Genomic DNA, 15,486 nt, shown 5'->3' on the forward strand with positions numbered 1-15,486 from the left:
AGGGCGTGCGGCATATCCTCACCAGCGCCTGTCTTTTGCTTCTGGTCTCGTGCGGAGGGGGCGGCAGGGACGTGCCACCCGCCGATCCCGGCGTGCTCTTTGCACCGAACTTCCGCGATGCGGACCCGGTGGATTTCCCGACGCCCCGGCCGTCCTCCTTTCCCGTCCATGGGATTGACGCTGCCCGTTTCCAGAACACGGTCGACTGGAACGTGGCCCGCGCCAACGGCGTGAACTTCGCATTCCTCAAGGCGACCGAGGGGGGCGACCTGCTGGACCCGAAATTCAAGGACCACTGGCGCGGCGCGGGCCGCGCCGGGGTCTGGCGCGGGGCCTATCATTTCTACTATTTCTGCACACCGCCCGAGGTGCAGGCCCGGTGGTTCATCAGCAATGTGCCGCGCGTCTCGGGCAGCCTGCCGCCGGTGCTGGACATGGAGTGGAACCCGTTCTCGCCCACCTGCGCCACCGTACGCCCACCGGCAGCGGAGGTGAGGCGCCAGATGCGCGTCTGGCTTCGGATCGTCGAGGCACATTATGGCCAGCGGCCGATCCTTTACACCACACCGGATTTCTACCGGGAAAACGGCCTTGGCCGCTTTCGCGGCTACGACTTCTGGTTGCGCAGCACCGCCGAACACCTGCGCGATAGCTATCCCGGGCAAGGCTGGCGTTTCTGGCAGTACTCGGCAACCGGACTGATACCGGGCGTGTCAGGTGAAGTAGACCTGAATGCCTTCAACGGTAGCCGCGAAGACTGGAATGACTGGGTGATCCGCCGGGCACGTTAGCGGCGGCACGCTCAGCCTGCCCGGCTGCTTGGCAATGCGGCGTGCGCCGAAACGGCGCTGCCCGGAAGCCGGAAGACCACCCGCGCACCCTGCCCGCCGCGCAGGTTCTCCGCCTTCATCGTGCCCCCTCGGGCGCGGATCAGGCGGCGAATCCCGAACAGGCCAAAGCCGCTTCCCGTCCTCAGTTTGCCCTCCTGCAGAAACAGGATCGCCGGATCGGCAAAACCCTTTCCGTTGTCTTGCACGACCACTTCGACAAAACCGTCACCGCAATCCCGGTGCAAAAAGCAAAGGTGCAGAGTCGCGTGCCCATCTGATCCGGAAGCGTACTTGATGGCGTTGTCGGCGAGGTTGCGCAGGATGATCTGCGTGACGATGCGGTCGCCTTTGATGCGGCCTTCCCCGATGTCGCAGTGGCAGTGCCCGGAAGGATCGAGCAGGCCCATGACCTCGCGCACGAGGTCGCTGAAATCAAAGCAGGACTGCGTGCTTTCCGGGGTCAGCGACGTCGCCTCGGCATGGGACAGCACGTCGGCGATCAGCTCCATCGCCCGCGTGCCGAGCTCTTCGAGCATGTCGATCAGCTCGAGCTTTCCGTCTCCCATATCGACGAAGCCCTCGCGCAGCATGTCGGCAATGGCGCTGACATGGCGCAGCGGCGCCCGCAGGTCGTGGGCGGCAAGGGCAACAAAGTCCTCGGCCTCGATGTTCATCGTCTCCACGTTGGCCTGCATCTGCCGCATGATGTGGCTGCCCGTGATATCGGTCGAGCTGCCGATGAGGCGAAGGGTATGGCCGCGACCGTCGGTGACAGGTCTGAGCGTCGTCCGCACCAGACGCTCGCTGCCGCGTATCGGCAGATGGATTTCGTAGCTCCGGGGCTGACCCGAGGCAAGAGCGCCGGCATGGTGATGAAAAGCGATCTCTCCCAGCCTGCCGGGATAGAGTTCCTTCGCGCTGAGGCCAATGACGCTTTGTTCGCTTCGTCCCAGGATCGCACAGGCAAAGCGATTGATGCAGGCATAGACCGGCCGACCCTCGGCGTCAGGCTCGATCACAAAGATCGCGTGGTCGATCTGATCCAGCAATGCGCGTTCATTCAGTCTCACCCGGTCCCCCTTTCCGGAGCCACGGCGTTCTTGGCATGTCTCGCGTAAAGGTGGGGTTAAACGGTGACCTCAGGGGGAGAACCACTGCCAGAGGGCCGCAAGCCAGAGAATACCCAACAGAAGGGATGCGCCGACAACCGCGAGCGAGCCAAGGTCCTTGGCCATGCGGCTGAGGTCATGGCGTTCGGGTCCGATGCGGTCCACGACTGCCTCGATGGCGGAATTCAGCACCTCGACGATCAACAGCAGCAATCCCGCAGCGATCAGGAGCGCAGCCTGAAAGATGCCCTTGGCGATCAGCAAGGCGACAGGCACGGATACGATCCAGAGGATCAATTCGATGCGGAACGCTTCCTCGCCACGCCAGATGTCGCGGAAACCGGCCTTAGAGTTGCGCCAGGCGGCGGCGAGGCGGGCAAAGCCCCTGAGCGGTTGATTTGCCATGCAGCCCCCTTCAGCCCGGCGCGCCCCGCGCGAGCGACCGGGCGGCGAAGAACATGCCGAGGATGAGCATCACGGGAAGGATCAGGATGCGAAAGAGATAAACGCCGAAGATGGCGACCAGAGCGCCGATCAGTTCATCGGCGCGTTGCCAGACGTTCGCGGTGATCTTGCGATAGTCGTTGAGACCAAGGTCCGCGATCTCCTCCGGTGCCTGCAAATCGGTCTCTCCAACCGACTGTGTGATCTCTGCGACCAGCGCCTGGTTCCGGGCGAGCGTGGCGGCGGTGAGCACCTCCGCAAGCGGCGCGGCGAGCGTCAGTCCGATGGGCAGGGCGAGACCCAGGAAGGCACCGTACCAGCCCAGTCTGCGCGCCATGACGCGCCTGCGGCTTAGCCCCGCGATCAGGAGTGCAATGGCAAGCAGCGTCAGACCCACGGCACTGACCGGCCCCAGCGCCACGGCAAGCACTCCGGTGGCGACGGTGACACCGAAGACGAGCGCCGCGATACGTTCGATCGTATCGTCGAGCGGCTCCAGCACCTTGAGCGGCTGCGCGTTGCCCGAGGCGATAAAGGAGACGCCCACCTCGACCTCCTGCGCGGTCGAAAGCACCGCGTTGAGGGTGCGCAGCACCACGTAGGTGCCTGCCGCCTTGGTCGCGATGTCTGCAGAATAGGTCTGCGCGGCGCGGGTCAGCGGGTCGTCGGCGGCGCGTGCGACCCAGAGCGCAAGGAGGATGCAGAGTGCCGCACCGATGAGCGGGACGGCGCGCATGAGATTAGCCGTCGGCGCGGATCCGTTCGTTTTTCGGATCATAGGGGCTGTCCTCCACAATCTCGGCGTCCCAAAGCTGGTCGAACATCCTGACCTTCAGCTTCTGACCTACCACGGCATGTTCGGGCTTCACATAGCCCATGCCGATGGATTTGCCGAATGCGACGGAATAGCCACCGGAGGTGAGACGGCCCGTACGGTCGTCACCGACATAGAGCGCCTCGCGGCCCCATGGATCGGCATCGTCCGGACCGTCGATCAGCAGCGTCACGCATTTCGCGCGGATGCCGGTTTCCTCCAGCTTGGTCTTGCCGTGGAAGTTCTTCGAGAGGTCGACGAAGCGCGGCAGGTCCGCCTCCAGCGGGGTCGCGTCGCGCCCCAGTTCGGTGCCGAAGGCGCGGTAGGATTTCTCCTGCCGGAGCCAGTTCTGCGCGCGCGCGCCAACCAGTTTCATGCCGTGCTTTTCGCCCGCCTTCTCAAGCTGGTCGAAGAGGTAGTTCTGCATCTCGATGGGGTGGTGCAGTTCCCAGCCCAACTCGCCCGTGTAGGCCACGCGGATCGCGCGCACCGGGCACATGCCCAGTTCGATGTTGCGCATCGTGAGCCAGGGGAAGCGCTTGTTCGACAGGACCGTCGCAGGATCGGCATCCTTGACCAGTTCGTTCAGCACGTCGCGGGACTTCGGACCGGCGATGGCAAAAACGCCCCATTGGGTCGTCACGTCATGGCATTCGATGTAGCCGAATTCGGGCGCCTTGTCCTCGATCGCCTTGCGCAGGTAGTCCGAGTCATAGGCCGTCCAGGCCCCTGCCGATACGAGGTAGTATTCGTGCTCTGCCAGCCGCACGATGGTGTATTCCGTGCGCGTCGTGCCGTGGCCGGTCAGCGCATAGGTCAGGTTGATGCGGCCCACGGAGGGCAGCTTGTTGCAGGTGAACCAGTCGAGGAACTCTGTCGCCCCCGGCCCCCTGACCAGATGCTTGGTAAAGGCGGTGGCGTCGATCAGGCCCACGCCTTCGCGGATGGCTTTCGCCTCTTCCACGGCATACTGCCACCAGCCGCCCCGGCGGAAGGAGCGTGCTGCCTTGTCGTCGAAACCGGCGGGGGCGTAGTAGTTGGGCCGTTCCCAGCCATTCACCCAGCCGAACTGCGCGCCGCGTTCCTTCTGCCGGTCATAGGCAGGCGAGGTGCGCAGCGGGCGGCAGGCTTCGCGTTCTTCGTCGGGATGGTGCAAGATGTAGACGTGCTCGTAGCATTCCTCGTTCTTGCGGGCCGCAAACTCGGTCGTCATCCAGTCGCCGTAGCGCTTGGGGTCGAGGGACGCCATGTCGATCTCGGCCTCGCCCTCGGTCATTAGCTGCGCGAGGTAGTAGCCGGTGCCACCCGCCGCAGTAATGCCGAAGGAGAACCCTTCCGCCAGCCACATGTTGCGCAGGCCCGGCGCGGGGCCGACCAGCGGGTTGCCGTCCGGTGTGTAGCAGATCGGCCCGTTGAAATCGTCCTTCAGGCCGCATTCCTCGCAAGAGGGGACGCGGTGGATCATCGCGGCGTATTGGTCCTCGATCCGCTCCAGATCAAGCTGGAAGAGGTCCGCGCGGAAGCTGTCGGGCACGCCGTATTCGAAGCGCGCGGGGGCGCCGTGTTCGTAGACACCGAGAATCCAGCCGCCGCGTTCCTCGCGCACGTAGCTTTGCGCATCGGCGTCACGGATCACCGGATGCTCGGGGTTGCCACCCTCCTTGCGCCATCTGACCAACTCGGGGTCCTGGTCCATGACGATGAACTGGTGCTCTACCGGGATCGCGGGCATCTTGATGCCCAGCATCTTCGCCGTGCGCTGCGCGTGGTTGCCGGACGCGGTGACGACATGCTCGGCGGTGATCACAATCTGCTCGTCCGAAGGCACGAGGTTGCCGCCCTTCTCCACCATCTTGGTGCAGGTGACTTCCCATGCGTCACCCGTCCAGTGGAAGGCATCGGCCTGCCACTTGCGCTCGATCATCACGCCGCGCTGGCGCGCGCCCTTGGCCATGGCCATCGTGACGTCAGCGGGGTTTATATAGCCGTCGGTGTGGTGGTAGAGCGCGCCCTTGAGGTCTTCTGTGCGGATGAGGGGCCAGCGTTCCTTGATCTCGTCCGGGGTCAGGAACACGTAAGGCACGCCGCAGGTCTCGGCTGTCGACGCATAGAGCATGTATTCGTCCATGCGCTCGTCCGTCTGGGCCATGCGCAGGTTGCCGACGACGGCGAAACCGGCGTTCAGCCCCGTCTCTTCCTCAAGGGTCTTGTAGAACTTGATGGAATAGTCGTGGATGTGGGTCGTCGCGTAGGACATGTTGAAATAGGGCAGCAAACCCGCCGCATGCCAGGTGGAGCCCGAGGTCAGCTCGTCCCGTTCCAGAAGCATCACGTCTTCCCACCCGGCCTTGGCCAGATGGTAGGCGATCGAGGTACCGACGGCACCGCCGCCCACGACCAATGCTTTGACGTTCGTTTTCATGTGCCGACTCCCTTGGCGCGTTTGGGAGTGTTTTAGTGGACAGGAGGTTTTCCCGCTCACAGGCTCCGACAGGTCATGTGAAAAAACCGACCTTCGGATTGATGTGCGGCGGATGGCCGCGTGACGCGCGGTTTCACCCCGAAGCGCCGAGACGCGACAGGATCGCGTCCGTGTTGACAGCGCCCATGGCCCCGGCGATCTGACCGCGGTCCCCCGCGACACGGGTCGCCACGTAAGCGTCCGACACCGAAGAAGGCGCCCAGCGGATCAGGATCGCCGCCGTCAGGAGCATGGCGGTACGCTCCGCGTACCAGCGTGCCTCGGCCTCCTCGGGCAAGGCGGGCCAGCGATCCACGTGGGCCTTAAGCGCCGCGTCGTATCGTTCGTCCGCCCCGGTGGACGCCTCAAGCTCCGCCCGCAACGCCTCCCCCGCCGCTGGCTCCCGCGCAAGGGTGCGCAGGATATCAAGGCATATCACATTGCCCGAGCCCTCCCATATGCCATTCAGCGGTGCCTCCCGGTAGAGCATCGGCAGCGGCGTGTCCTCGACGTAGCCCATGCCACCCAGCGCCTCCATCGCCTCCGCGATCACCCAACCGCAGCGCTTGTTCGACAGGAACTTGGCCAGCGCCACACCGATCCGGGCAAAGGCGCGGTCCTCGGGGGCGTGGCCGCCGAAAGCCCGCGCCACGCGCAGCCCGAGCGCCAGCGCCCCTTCCCAGTCGAGCGCCAGATCGGCCAGAACCCGCGCCATCAACGGCTGGTCGATGAGCCGCCGCTGGAAAGCCGAGCGATGCGCGCACCAGTGGTGTGCCTCGGCCAGCGCCGCGCGCATCAGCCCGGCGGGGGCCATCGCGGTATCGAGCCGGGTGTGATGCACCATCTCGATGATCGTCTGCACCCCTCGGCCTTCTTCGCCCAGCAGATGCGCGAAGGCACCATGATACTCGATCTCGGACGAGGCGTTGGCTTTGTTCCCCAGCTTGTCCTTCAGCCGCATAATGTGGATGGGGTTGCGCCCGTCCTCCAGCCAGCGCGGGACCAGGAAACAGCTGAGACCCTTATCCGTCTGCGCCAGCGTCAGGAAACCGTCGGACATGGGTGCCGAGCAGAACCACTTGTGCCCCGTCAGCCGCCAGCCCTCGCCGTCCCGCGTGGCCACTGTCGAATTGGCGCGCACGTCCGAGCCGCCCTGTTTCTCGGTCATCGCCATCCCGAGGGTGGCCCCCTTCTTCTGGGCGACGGGGCGCACCCTGGGGTCATAGTCCCGTGACAGAAGCTTGTCGCGCCAGATCGCCGACAGGCTGTCGGAGGCGGCCAGTGCCGGGACCGCCGCGTAAGTCATGGTCATCGGGCAACAGTGGCCCGGCTCCACCTGTGAGGCGAGATAGACCATCGCGGCATGGGTCACGTGACCGCCCTGCCCGCCGTTCCAAGCAATCGAAGGATAGCCCGCGCCGATCCCGAGGCGCATCATCTGGTGATACGTCGGGTGAAACGTCACCTCGTCCAGCCGACGCCCGCCGCTGTCGAACAGGGTCAGCTCAGGGCCATGGCGATTGGCCTGCCGCCCCGCCTCGCGGGTCTCTGCCGCGCCTAGCGCCTTGCCGTAGCCTGCCAGCGCCTCGATATCACCGCTGCCGCGCGCCGCCGCCTCGCGCAGGGCCATGTCGGAGGCCCACAGGTCCAGATCACCGCGCGGCGGCGGCTGGTTGCTCACCTCGTGGGTGGCAAGCTCCGTGCGCGGATCAAGCATCCGGGTCCGTGAGGATCTTGCCCGGGTTCATGATGTTGTCAGGGTCGAGCGCACGCTTGATCGCCCCCATCACGGCGACGGCACCTGCCCCCAGTTCCGCTTCGAGGTAAGCCCGCTTGCCCTGTCCGATCCCGTGTTCGCCGGTGCAGGTGCCATCCATGGAGATCGCCATGTGGTTCAGCCAGCTCACGAACTCACGCGCTTTCGCGACTTCCCCGGCATCCTCCATGTCAAGCAGCAGCGAGGCATGGAAGTTCCCGTCCCCCGCATGGCCAACGACGGGGGCGATCAGCCCCAGCTCGTTTGCCTTTGCCTCGGACGCCGCCACAGCCTCGGCCAGCCGCGAAATCGGCACGCAGACGTCTGTTGCGACGGCCTTGCATCCCGGACGCAGCGCCAGCATCGCCCAGTAGCCATCGTGCCGCGCCTGCCAGAGCTTGTTGCGTTCCTCAAGCGTGGCGGTCGCCTGATAGCCGGTGCCGCCTTCTTCCTCGGCCAGCATGCCAAAGGTCTCGGCCTGTTCGGCCACACTGGCCTCCGAGCCGTGGAACTCCAGCAGCAGAAGCGGGCCTTCGGGCAGGTCCAGCTTGGAGTAATTATTCAATGCCTTCACGACCAGCGTGTCCAGCAATTCGATGCGCGCCACCTGCAGGCCATACTGGATCGTGGCCATCACCGCCCTGGACGCTGCCTCGACCGTCGGAAAGGAACAGCGCGCCGCCGAGATCGCCTCGGGGATGCCCTGCAAGCGCAGCGTGATCTCTGTGATGATCCCCAGCGTCCCTTCCGATCCGACCATGAGCCGCGTCAGATCATAGCCCGCAGAGGTCTTGCGCGCCCGCCGCGCCGTGCGGATGACAGACCCGTCCGCCATCACCGCCTCGACGGCCAGCACGTTGTCCTTCATCGTCCCGTAACGCACCGCGTTCGTTCCGCTCGCCCGCGTCGCCGTCATCCCGCCGAGCGAGGCGTTGGCGCCGGGATCAATGGGAAAGAACAGCCCCTGGTCGCGCAGGTAGGAATTGAGCGCCTCGCGGGTGACCCCCGGCTGCACGCGGCAGTCCAGATCGCCCGCGTTCACCTCAAGCACCTTGTCCATCTGGCTGAGGTCGATGGAAATCCCCCCCGCAGGCGCGTTCACATGACCCTCGAGCGAGGTGCCGGTGCCAAAGGCGATGATCGGCACGCGGTGCGCGGCGCATACCTTGACGATCTCGCTCACCTCCGCCGTGGATTGCGCAAAGACCACCCCGTCGGGCATCTGGTTCGGAATCCACGTCGTTGTGTGCCCGTGCTGTTCCCGGATCGACTGCCCCGTCTGGAACCTTTCGCCGAATTGCTGCTTCAGCACGCCAAGGGCCGCGCTGATCCCCTCTTCGTTGCGCATCAGGGCGCCGCCGTCTGCCATTGTCTTCTCCCCCCGCGCAGGTCCGCTGCGCTGTTCTTCATTGCCCGTAGGCGATCCCCTCACGCCGTGGATCGGCGCCCCCCTGCAGGCCGTCACCGATGGCGATCAGATGCAGCCCGGAGGTCAGTGCGCGCGTGCCGACCTCGAAACCCATCTCCGTCAACGCTTCTTCAAGCTCCGCGGCGGCGGTGCCTTCCTCCAGATCATAGGTGCCAAAGCGGTTCACCGCATGCGGAATGCTCGCCGCCTCCTGCACGTTCATGCCCCAGTCGATCACCCCGACGATGGCCTGGGAGACATAGCCGATGATGCGGCTGCCCCCGGGGCTGCCGACGGCCAGAACCGGCGCGCCGTCCCGCAGAACGATTGTCGGTGCCATCGACGAACGCGGACGCTTGCCAGGCTCCACACGGTTGGCAATGGGCACGCCGTCACTTTGCGAACTGAACGAGAAATCCGTAAGCTCGTTGTTGAGGAGGAACCCGCCGACCATCAGGCGCGAGCCGAAGCCGTTCTCGATCGTCGTGGTCATGCTTGCGACATTTCCCGCGGCGTCGACAATGGAGATATGCGAGGTCGAGGGCAGTTCGATGCTGTCGTCATCCGCCCAGTTCAATGCGTGGTCGAAGGCCGGGTTGCCCGGGGCCACCTCTTCCAGTGCCCGGTCGCCTTCCAGCAGCTTCGCACGCTCGGCCATGTAGGCGGGATCGAGCAGCCCCGTCACCGGCACCGGCACGTAGTCGCTGTCGGCAAGATAGCGCCCACGGTCCGCAAAGGCGAGCCGCGCCGCGTCGCCCATGATCCGCCGCACGGTCGCATCCTGCGGCCCGGCGCTCAGGTCATAAGGCTCGAGCCCCATCAGGATTTGCCCCACCGCCACCGCACCCGATGAGGGCGGCCCCATACCGCAGACCTCGTGACCCCGGTAGGGCGCGCAGACGGCGGGCCGTTCCTTGACCCGGTAGATCGCGAGGTCCACCTCGGACAGGACGCCGGGATTGCCCGCCGCCCCCTGCACCGTCGCCACGATGTCACGCCCGATCTGCCCGCCATAGAAGACGCCCGCGCCCTCCGCCGCGAAGCTGCGGAGCGTCTCTGCATAGGCGGGGTTCTTCAGGATATTGCCCGGCTGGATCACCTCTCCGTCCGGCATGAAGTAGGAGGCCGTCACACCCGAGGAAGCAAGCCGTTCCTGATCGCCTTCCACCAGTGCCGCGAGGCGTGGCGAAACCGGAAAGCCCGCTTCGGCCAGATCGATTCCCGGCTGCAAGAGCGATGCCCAGTCCCGGTTGCCCCAGCGCGCATGCACCTCGGCCAGAAGCGCGGGCGTGCCCGGGGTGCCAACGGAACGCCCGCCGACCACCGCGTCGAAGAATTTCAGCGGTTCGCCGTTCGCGTCCTGGAAAAGCCTGGGCGTGGCCGCAAGGGGCGCGGTCTCCCGCCCGTCCAGCGTCGTAACCTCGCCCGAGGCCGCGTCATACCAGACAAGGAATGCCCCGCCGCCAAGGCCCGAGGACTGCGGCTCGACCAGCCCCAGAACAACCTGCACCGCGACCAGCGCATCCGCCGCCGTGCCGCCCGCGGCCAGAACGTCGGCACCGGCCTTGACCGCATGGGGGTTCGCCGCCGCGACCATCCAGTCCGACGCCGTCACCGGCTGCCCGGCATTCTTCGCTTCCAGCGCTGCGGCAAATTCGGATGGCAGGTTTTCAAAGGCCCCAGCCCCCGCCGCCTCGGGTGCCACCGCATCCGCCGCCTGCTGCGCAGCGACCGCTCCAGCCCAGATCAAACTCCAAATCGTCAGAACCACGCGCATCCCGCACCTCCTTTGCGTCTCTTTCTGGCCAGATAAAGTCCCGGGGAGTTTGAGGGGCAGAGCCCCTCATCACCAAGAAAAAAATCGCGTGCGGGCGAAAGCCCGCTCAATGGGGTCACGTCCCGCACAGGCTCACAGCATCGAGGGCACGACCTGATCCGGCGGGCGGTGCCCGTCATCGAAAGTCTTGATATTGATGATGACCTTCTCGCCCATCTCGAGCCGCCCTTCGACGGTGGCCGACCCCATATGCGGCAAGAGCACGACGTTGCTCAGCTCGCGCAGGCGGGGGTTCACCTCGGTTCCGTGTTCGTAGACGTCAAGGCCCGCGCCCTTGATCTCTCCCGCCCGCAGCATTCGCGTCAACGCGTTCTCGTCGATCACCTCGCCCCGCGAGGTATTCACCAGAACCGCGTCGGGTTTCATCAGCTTCAGTCGCCGTGCGTTCATCAGGTGGAAGGTCGATGGCGTGTGCGGGCAGTTGACGCTGATCACGTCCATCCGCGCGACCATCTGGTCGAGGCTTTCCCAGTATGTCGCCTCCAGCCCCTCCTCAATCTCCGGATGCAACTTGCGGCGGTTATGGTAGTGGATCTGCATGCCGAAGGCCGCCGCGCGTTTCGCCACCGCTTGCCCGATCCGACCCATGCCGAGAATGCCCAGACGCCGTCCGCTGATGCGCCCGCCCAGAAGCGCGGTGGGCGCCCAGCCGGTCCATTCGTTCTTCTGCATCAGCGCCATCCCCTCGGACATGCGGCGGGTCACGGCAAGGATCAGTGCCATGGTCATGTCGGCGGTATCGTCGGTCAGCACGCCGGGCGTGTTCGAGACAAGAATGCCGCGCTGGCGCGCGGTCGCCACGTCGATGTGGTCGACACCCGCGCCGTAATTCGCGATCAGTTTCAGCTGGTCGCCCGCCTGCCCGATCATGGCCGCGTCGATCTCGTCCGTGATGGTCGGCACCAGCACATCGGCGGTCTTCATGGCCTGCGACAGCTCGGTCCGCGTCATCGGCACATCGTCCAGCCGCAGCTTCACGTCGAAGAGTTCGGAGAGCCGTGTTTCCACCGCGTCAGGCAACCGTCGCGTGACTACAACACTCAACCGTTTCTTTGACATTTGCGTCCTCCCGGGCCTTGGCCTTATTCTTGTCAGGGCCCATGGTGTCGCAAGCGGCGACGAGGCACAAGAACCCCGCGCCGCAAAATGAGCAAATCGATGAGAGTGCAGGCAGCACCGATGTTCCCAACCTTGCGCAAAGGCGTCCTTGCGGCGCTCGTGACGGTATTGCTGGCAACCGGCCTGCACGCGCAGGAGGTCGGCACGGTCACCAACCTGCCGATCCCGCGCTTCGTGTCGATGAAAGCCTCCGAAGGAAACGTCCGGCGCGGGCCGAGCCTGTCGCACCGCATCGACTGGGTCTTTCGCCGCCGCGACATGCCCTTGCGCATCACCGCCGAACACGGCCACTGGCGCCGGGTCGAGGACCGCGACGGCATGGGGGGCTGGGTACATTATTCCCTTCTGTCGGGCACGCGGACGGTGCTGGTCGAACAGGACATGCTGAAGCTGCGCGTCAGGCCCGACCCGAATGCGCCGGTGACCGCCGCACTCGAAATGGGCGTGGTTGCGCGGCTGGGCGACTGCGACCTTGAGTGGTGCGAGCTGCGAACCGGCGGCTACAAGGGCTGGGCGCCGAAGTCGCGCATCTGGGGCGTGGGCGCGAACGAAATCAGGGAGTGACCTCTCCCCTGACCTCTTCCTTCCACCCGGCATGAGCGGTTCGACCGCAAGCGATTGCATGCCTCCGGCCTTTGCGCCAGTCTGATGCAGCCCGGTACAGGAGGGAGAGGCAAATGCAGGCAATCACCTATTCGAAGTTCGGCGCGGCCCGCGACGTCCTGCACCTGCAGGAGCTTGAGGACATCGCCCCGAAATCCGGCGACGTGCGGGTCAGGCTGGTCTATTCCGGCGTCAACCCCTCTGACGTGAAATCCCGCGCCGGGCGGCCGGGACTGGACAAACCCGCCTTCGACCGGATCATCCCCCACAGCGACGGCGCGGGCGTGATCGAGGCGGTCGGTCCCGACGTCGATCCGGCCCGCGTGGGCCAGCGCGTGTGGATATGGAATGGCCAGTGGCAACGCCCCTTTGGCACCGCCGCTCAATTCATCACCCTGCCCGAGGAGATGGCTGTCCCGCTCCCAGTTGCGGTGAGTTTCGAGACCGGTGCGGTCCTCGGCATTCCCGGGCTGACGGCGGCGGAAGCGGTCTTTGGTGGCGGCGACATCGCCGGTCAGACCGTGCTGATCAGCGGCGGTGCGGGGACCGTCGGCCTTCTGGCGGTGCAACTTGCCAAATGGGGCGGCGCCAAGGTCATCGCGACCTGCAGTCCCCGCGACGCGGACCGCGTCCGAGCGGCCGGGGCCGACAGGGTACTCGACTACCGCGAAGACGATCTGGCCGTGCAGATCCTCGCCGCGAACGAGGGCGCCCAGATCCCCACGGTCATCGAGGTGGAATTCGGCGTGAACGTCGCGATGAACGCCGAGGTGATCGCGCCCAACGGGCGGCTCGCCGTTTATGGGTCGGCCAAGAACATGACACCGGCATTGCCGTTCTTTCCGCTGCTCTTCAAGGCGGTGAACATCGACATCATCCTGATCTACCTTCTGCCCCCGCCGGAGCGTCGCGAACGCATCGCCCAATTGCACGCAGCACTTGCCGACGGCGCGCTCGACTGCCCGGTCGAACGCATCTATCCGCTGTCCGAGACCGCCGCCGCCCACCAGGCGGTCGAGGCCGGGGGGCGCGCGGGTGCGATCCTGGTCGATTGCCAGGGCTAGGACTGTCGCATTCCCGGGGCGAAACGCCCGGGCCCGGCGCGTTTGGAAGGAACCGGCTGCCCGCCGAAACGTTGGCTCCGGAATTGCCTGTCCGATGTGGGCGGTCTATCGTTTCGGCATTGATCTCGACCGGATTTTCAGAATGCGCATACTTGTCCTCCTGCTCAGCCTCGCCCTGCCGCTTGCGGCCGTCGCGCAGACCACCGATCAGCCCACAGGGACCATCAACGTCACGGACGACGCGAACGCGGATGCGGCCATCGCGAACCGCATCCGCGACATCCTCGGAGAGCTTCAGGGCTACAACGATGTCAGTGTCACGGTATCCTCCGGCATCGTTACCCTGCGCGGCACCACCCTCGACCTGGCAAGTGCATCGCGGCTGAACGAGCTGGTGGGCCGCGTCGAAGGCGTGGTCGCGATCGAGAACGAGGTGATCGAGACGACGGATGTGGTCGAGCGCCTGAACCCGGCGGTGGACCGTTTCAAGGCCCGGGCGACCCAGCTGATCGCCTTCCTGCCCCTCGCCCTGATTGCGCTCGTGGTATTCCTGCTCGTCGTTTTCTTCGGCCTCTGGCTGGCGCGCCGGAAACAGCCCTGGGACCGTCTGTCGCCCAATGCCTTCATCGCCGACATCTACCGCCAGATCGTCCGTCTGATCTTTGTGATCGCGGGGCTGGTCGTCGCGCTCGATATCCTGAACGCCACCGCGCTTCTGTCGGGCATCCTCGGGGCCGCCGGGATCGTCGGCCTTGCCATCGGTTTCGCCGTGCGGGACACGGTGGAGAACTTCATCGCCTCGATCATGCTGTCGATCCGTCAGCCCTTCCGGCCCAACGACACGGTCGAGATCAACGGCGACACGGGCAAGGTGATCCGCCTGACCTCGCGCGCGACCATCCTGCTCAGCTTCGACGGCAATCACATCCGCATCCCGAATTCGACGGTGTTCAAGAGCCGGATCGTGAATTTCACCCGCAATGCCGAGCGTCGCTTCACCTTTGCCCTGTCCGTGTCGGGCGAAACGGACCTGACCGCGGCACAACAACTGGCGATGGATACGCTGAACGGCCTGCCCTTCGTGCTGAGATCGCCCGAGGCCTCTGTCTGGATCGAATCCGTGGACGATTTCTGGGTCACGCTGAACATGGCCGCCTGGATCGATCAGAACGAGACCAACATCGTGCTTGCCCGGTCCGAGGCGATCCGGCTGACCCAGGCGGCCTTCGATGGTGCCGGTATGGCCGCGCCCTTCCCTACCTACCGGATCGAGACCGCCGGCCTCGAACTGCCCGCCCCTGAGTCAGGCGCGGCGGCAGAGCCCGCCAAGCCCGCGCCTGCCCCCGCGCCGGTTCAGGATGTGGACGCATCCGAGGACAAGGCACTGGAAAAGATCGTCGATCAGGAGCGCGCCGAACTCGCGCGCAGTGACCTGCTGACGGACGAGCCTCGCCAAGAATAGGAAATTTGCCAAAACGGGTCTTGCGCTGCACCGCCCGTCCGCTTAATTAGCACGCCATTGCTGGGGTGTAGCCAAGCGGTAAGGCAGCGGTTTTTGGTACCGTGTACCGTAGGTTCGAATCCTACCACCCCAGCCACACAGTTCCTCGATTTCAGCCAACGACACACTTCCGCGCATTAAGTGCGTAAGTTCAGGCGCTTAACGCACGCGGGTTTGTAGAGAGACTTCGTGTTAAGCACAGAAGTGGCCCTTTTCGGCCCGCAGTCTCTGTTTGCCATTCCGACGGTACGAGTTTGGTGTGTTTGGGGGGGGGCTTGGGTTACAGCTTCGCGAACGTTTCGCGCTGTTCTGCCCAAAGTGCCGGAACACCTGACTTGATCAGGTAGTCGGACGTTAGGCCATCTGGCTGCTCACCGGCAGCGATTGCATCCAGAACATCCGGTGAGAGCATCGCCAGATCAACGACGTCCTGGACGCGCCGCTTTGATGTGCCCTCAGCTTGGGCGATCTCTGAGAATGTCATTCCGCCAAGGATCAGCGACATCCACTTCTGTGCATTGATGATGTTCTGCACGAGCG

At 65.2% G+C, this 15,486-nt stretch carries 12 protein-coding genes, 1 tRNA gene and 1 pseudogene; 5 read left to right on the top strand and 9 right to left on the bottom strand.

Features of this window, described 5'->3' with window-relative positions; all coding sequences use genetic code 11:
* The first annotated feature begins 5 nt into the window (after positions 1-5).
* Positions 6-791: a glycoside hydrolase family 25 protein gene (locus AB2B41_RS15985; RefSeq protein ID WP_420014304.1), complete on the top strand. Its 786-nt coding sequence runs from the start codon at positions 6-8 to the stop codon at positions 789-791.
* A gap of 11 nt (positions 792-802) precedes the next feature.
* Here the strand turns inward: AB2B41_RS15985 and AB2B41_RS15990 are convergent, their stop codons facing one another.
* The 8 genes from AB2B41_RS15990 to AB2B41_RS16025 all read right to left on the bottom strand — a co-directional run bounded on the left by AB2B41_RS15990 (position 803) and on the right by AB2B41_RS16025 (position 11,718).
* Positions 803-1,900: a PAS domain-containing sensor histidine kinase gene (locus AB2B41_RS15990; protein WP_367878816.1), complete on the bottom strand. Its 1,098-nt coding sequence runs from the start codon at positions 1,898-1,900 to the stop codon at positions 803-805.
* A gap of 69 nt (positions 1,901-1,969) precedes the next feature.
* Positions 1,970-2,344, bottom strand: a complete 375-nt coding sequence (locus tag AB2B41_RS15995; RefSeq protein WP_367878817.1) for a diacylglycerol kinase — start codon at positions 2,342-2,344, stop codon at positions 1,970-1,972.
* Positions 2,345-2,354: 10 nt separating this feature from the next.
* A complete protein-coding gene (locus AB2B41_RS16000; protein WP_367878818.1) occupies positions 2,355-3,161 on the bottom strand; it encodes a hypothetical protein in 807 nt (268 codons plus the stop codon).
* Positions 3,124-5,619, bottom strand: coding sequence for a GcvT family protein (locus tag AB2B41_RS16005; protein ID WP_367878819.1), 2,496 nt, complete (start codon positions 5,617-5,619; stop codon positions 3,124-3,126). The genes AB2B41_RS16000 and AB2B41_RS16005 overlap by 38 nt, the downstream gene beginning before the upstream one ends.
* A gap of 133 nt (positions 5,620-5,752) precedes the next feature.
* Complete coding sequence (locus tag AB2B41_RS16010; protein WP_367878820.1) at positions 5,753-7,375, bottom strand: acyl-CoA dehydrogenase family protein; 1,623 nt, start codon at positions 7,373-7,375, stop codon at positions 5,753-5,755.
* Positions 7,368-8,783 carry an FAD-binding oxidoreductase gene (locus tag AB2B41_RS16015; protein ID WP_367878821.1) on the bottom strand — a complete coding sequence of 472 codons (1,416 nt, stop codon included), beginning with the start codon at positions 8,781-8,783 and terminating at the stop codon, positions 7,368-7,370. The genes AB2B41_RS16010 and AB2B41_RS16015 overlap by 8 nt, the downstream gene beginning before the upstream one ends.
* Positions 8,784-8,820: 37 nt before the next feature.
* Complete coding sequence (ggt, locus tag AB2B41_RS16020; RefSeq protein ID WP_367878822.1) at positions 8,821-10,599, bottom strand: gamma-glutamyltransferase; 1,779 nt, start codon at positions 10,597-10,599, stop codon at positions 8,821-8,823.
* 132 nt (positions 10,600-10,731) lie between these two features.
* Positions 10,732-11,718: a 2-hydroxyacid dehydrogenase gene (locus tag AB2B41_RS16025; protein WP_367878823.1), complete on the bottom strand. Its 987-nt coding sequence runs from the start codon at positions 11,716-11,718 to the stop codon at positions 10,732-10,734.
* Between the two features lie 120 nt (positions 11,719-11,838).
* Between AB2B41_RS16025 and AB2B41_RS16030 the strand changes: the two genes are divergently transcribed.
* The 4 genes from AB2B41_RS16030 (at position 11,839) to AB2B41_RS16045 (ending at position 15,043) form a co-directional block, all read left to right on the top strand.
* A complete protein-coding gene (locus AB2B41_RS16030) occupies positions 11,839-12,342 on the top strand; it encodes an SH3 domain-containing protein (protein ID WP_367878824.1) in 504 nt (167 codons plus the stop codon).
* Positions 12,343-12,455: 113 nt separating this feature from the next.
* Positions 12,456-13,445, top strand: a complete 990-nt coding sequence (locus AB2B41_RS16035) for an NADPH:quinone reductase (protein ID WP_367878825.1) — start codon at positions 12,456-12,458, stop codon at positions 13,443-13,445.
* 142 nt (positions 13,446-13,587) lie between these two features.
* A complete protein-coding gene (locus AB2B41_RS16040; RefSeq protein WP_367878826.1) occupies positions 13,588-14,907 on the top strand; it encodes a mechanosensitive ion channel domain-containing protein in 1,320 nt (439 codons plus the stop codon).
* Between the two features lie 61 nt (positions 14,908-14,968).
* A tRNA-Gln gene (locus AB2B41_RS16045) sits at positions 14,969-15,043 on the top strand.
* A 183-nt stretch (positions 15,044-15,226) separates the two neighbouring features.
* Here the strand turns inward: AB2B41_RS16045 and AB2B41_RS16050 are convergent.
* Positions 15,227-15,486 (bottom strand): annotated as a pseudogene (locus AB2B41_RS16050) (recombinase family protein); the annotation flags it as partial.

Source organism: Sulfitobacter sediminis (genome assembly GCF_040811725.1).
Lineage (GTDB): Bacteria > Pseudomonadota > Alphaproteobacteria > Rhodobacterales > Rhodobacteraceae > Sulfitobacter > Sulfitobacter sediminis.

What these genes read in the sequence shown, in the direction of transcription:
- AB2B41_RS16025 (WP_367878823.1), bottom strand. Translation starts at nt 11,718, where the DNA reads ATGTCAAAGAAACGGTTGAGTGTTGTAGTCACGCGACGGTTGCCTGAC.
- ggt (WP_367878822.1), bottom strand. Translation starts at nt 10,599, where the DNA reads ATGCGCGTGGTTCTGACGATTTGGAGTTTGATCTGGGCTGGAGCGGTC.
- AB2B41_RS16040 (WP_367878826.1), top strand. Translation starts at nt 13,588, where the DNA reads ATGCGCATACTTGTCCTCCTGCTCAGCCTCGCCCTGCCGCTTGCGGCC.
- AB2B41_RS16030 (WP_367878824.1), top strand. Translation starts at nt 11,839, where the DNA reads ATGTTCCCAACCTTGCGCAAAGGCGTCCTTGCGGCGCTCGTGACGGTA.
- AB2B41_RS15995 (WP_367878817.1), bottom strand. Translation starts at nt 2,344, where the DNA reads ATGGCAAATCAACCGCTCAGGGGCTTTGCCCGCCTCGCCGCCGCCTGG.
- AB2B41_RS16010 (WP_367878820.1), bottom strand. Translation starts at nt 7,375, where the DNA reads ATGCTTGATCCGCGCACGGAGCTTGCCACCCACGAGGTGAGCAACCAG.
- AB2B41_RS16035 (WP_367878825.1), top strand. Translation starts at nt 12,456, where the DNA reads ATGCAGGCAATCACCTATTCGAAGTTCGGCGCGGCCCGCGACGTCCTG.
- AB2B41_RS16015 (WP_367878821.1), bottom strand. Translation starts at nt 8,783, where the DNA reads ATGGCAGACGGCGGCGCCCTGATGCGCAACGAAGAGGGGATCAGCGCG.
- AB2B41_RS16005 (WP_367878819.1), bottom strand. Translation starts at nt 5,619, where the DNA reads ATGAAAACGAACGTCAAAGCATTGGTCGTGGGCGGCGGTGCCGTCGGT.
- AB2B41_RS16000 (WP_367878818.1), bottom strand. Translation starts at nt 3,161, where the DNA reads ATGATCCGAAAAACGAACGGATCCGCGCCGACGGCTAATCTCATGCGC.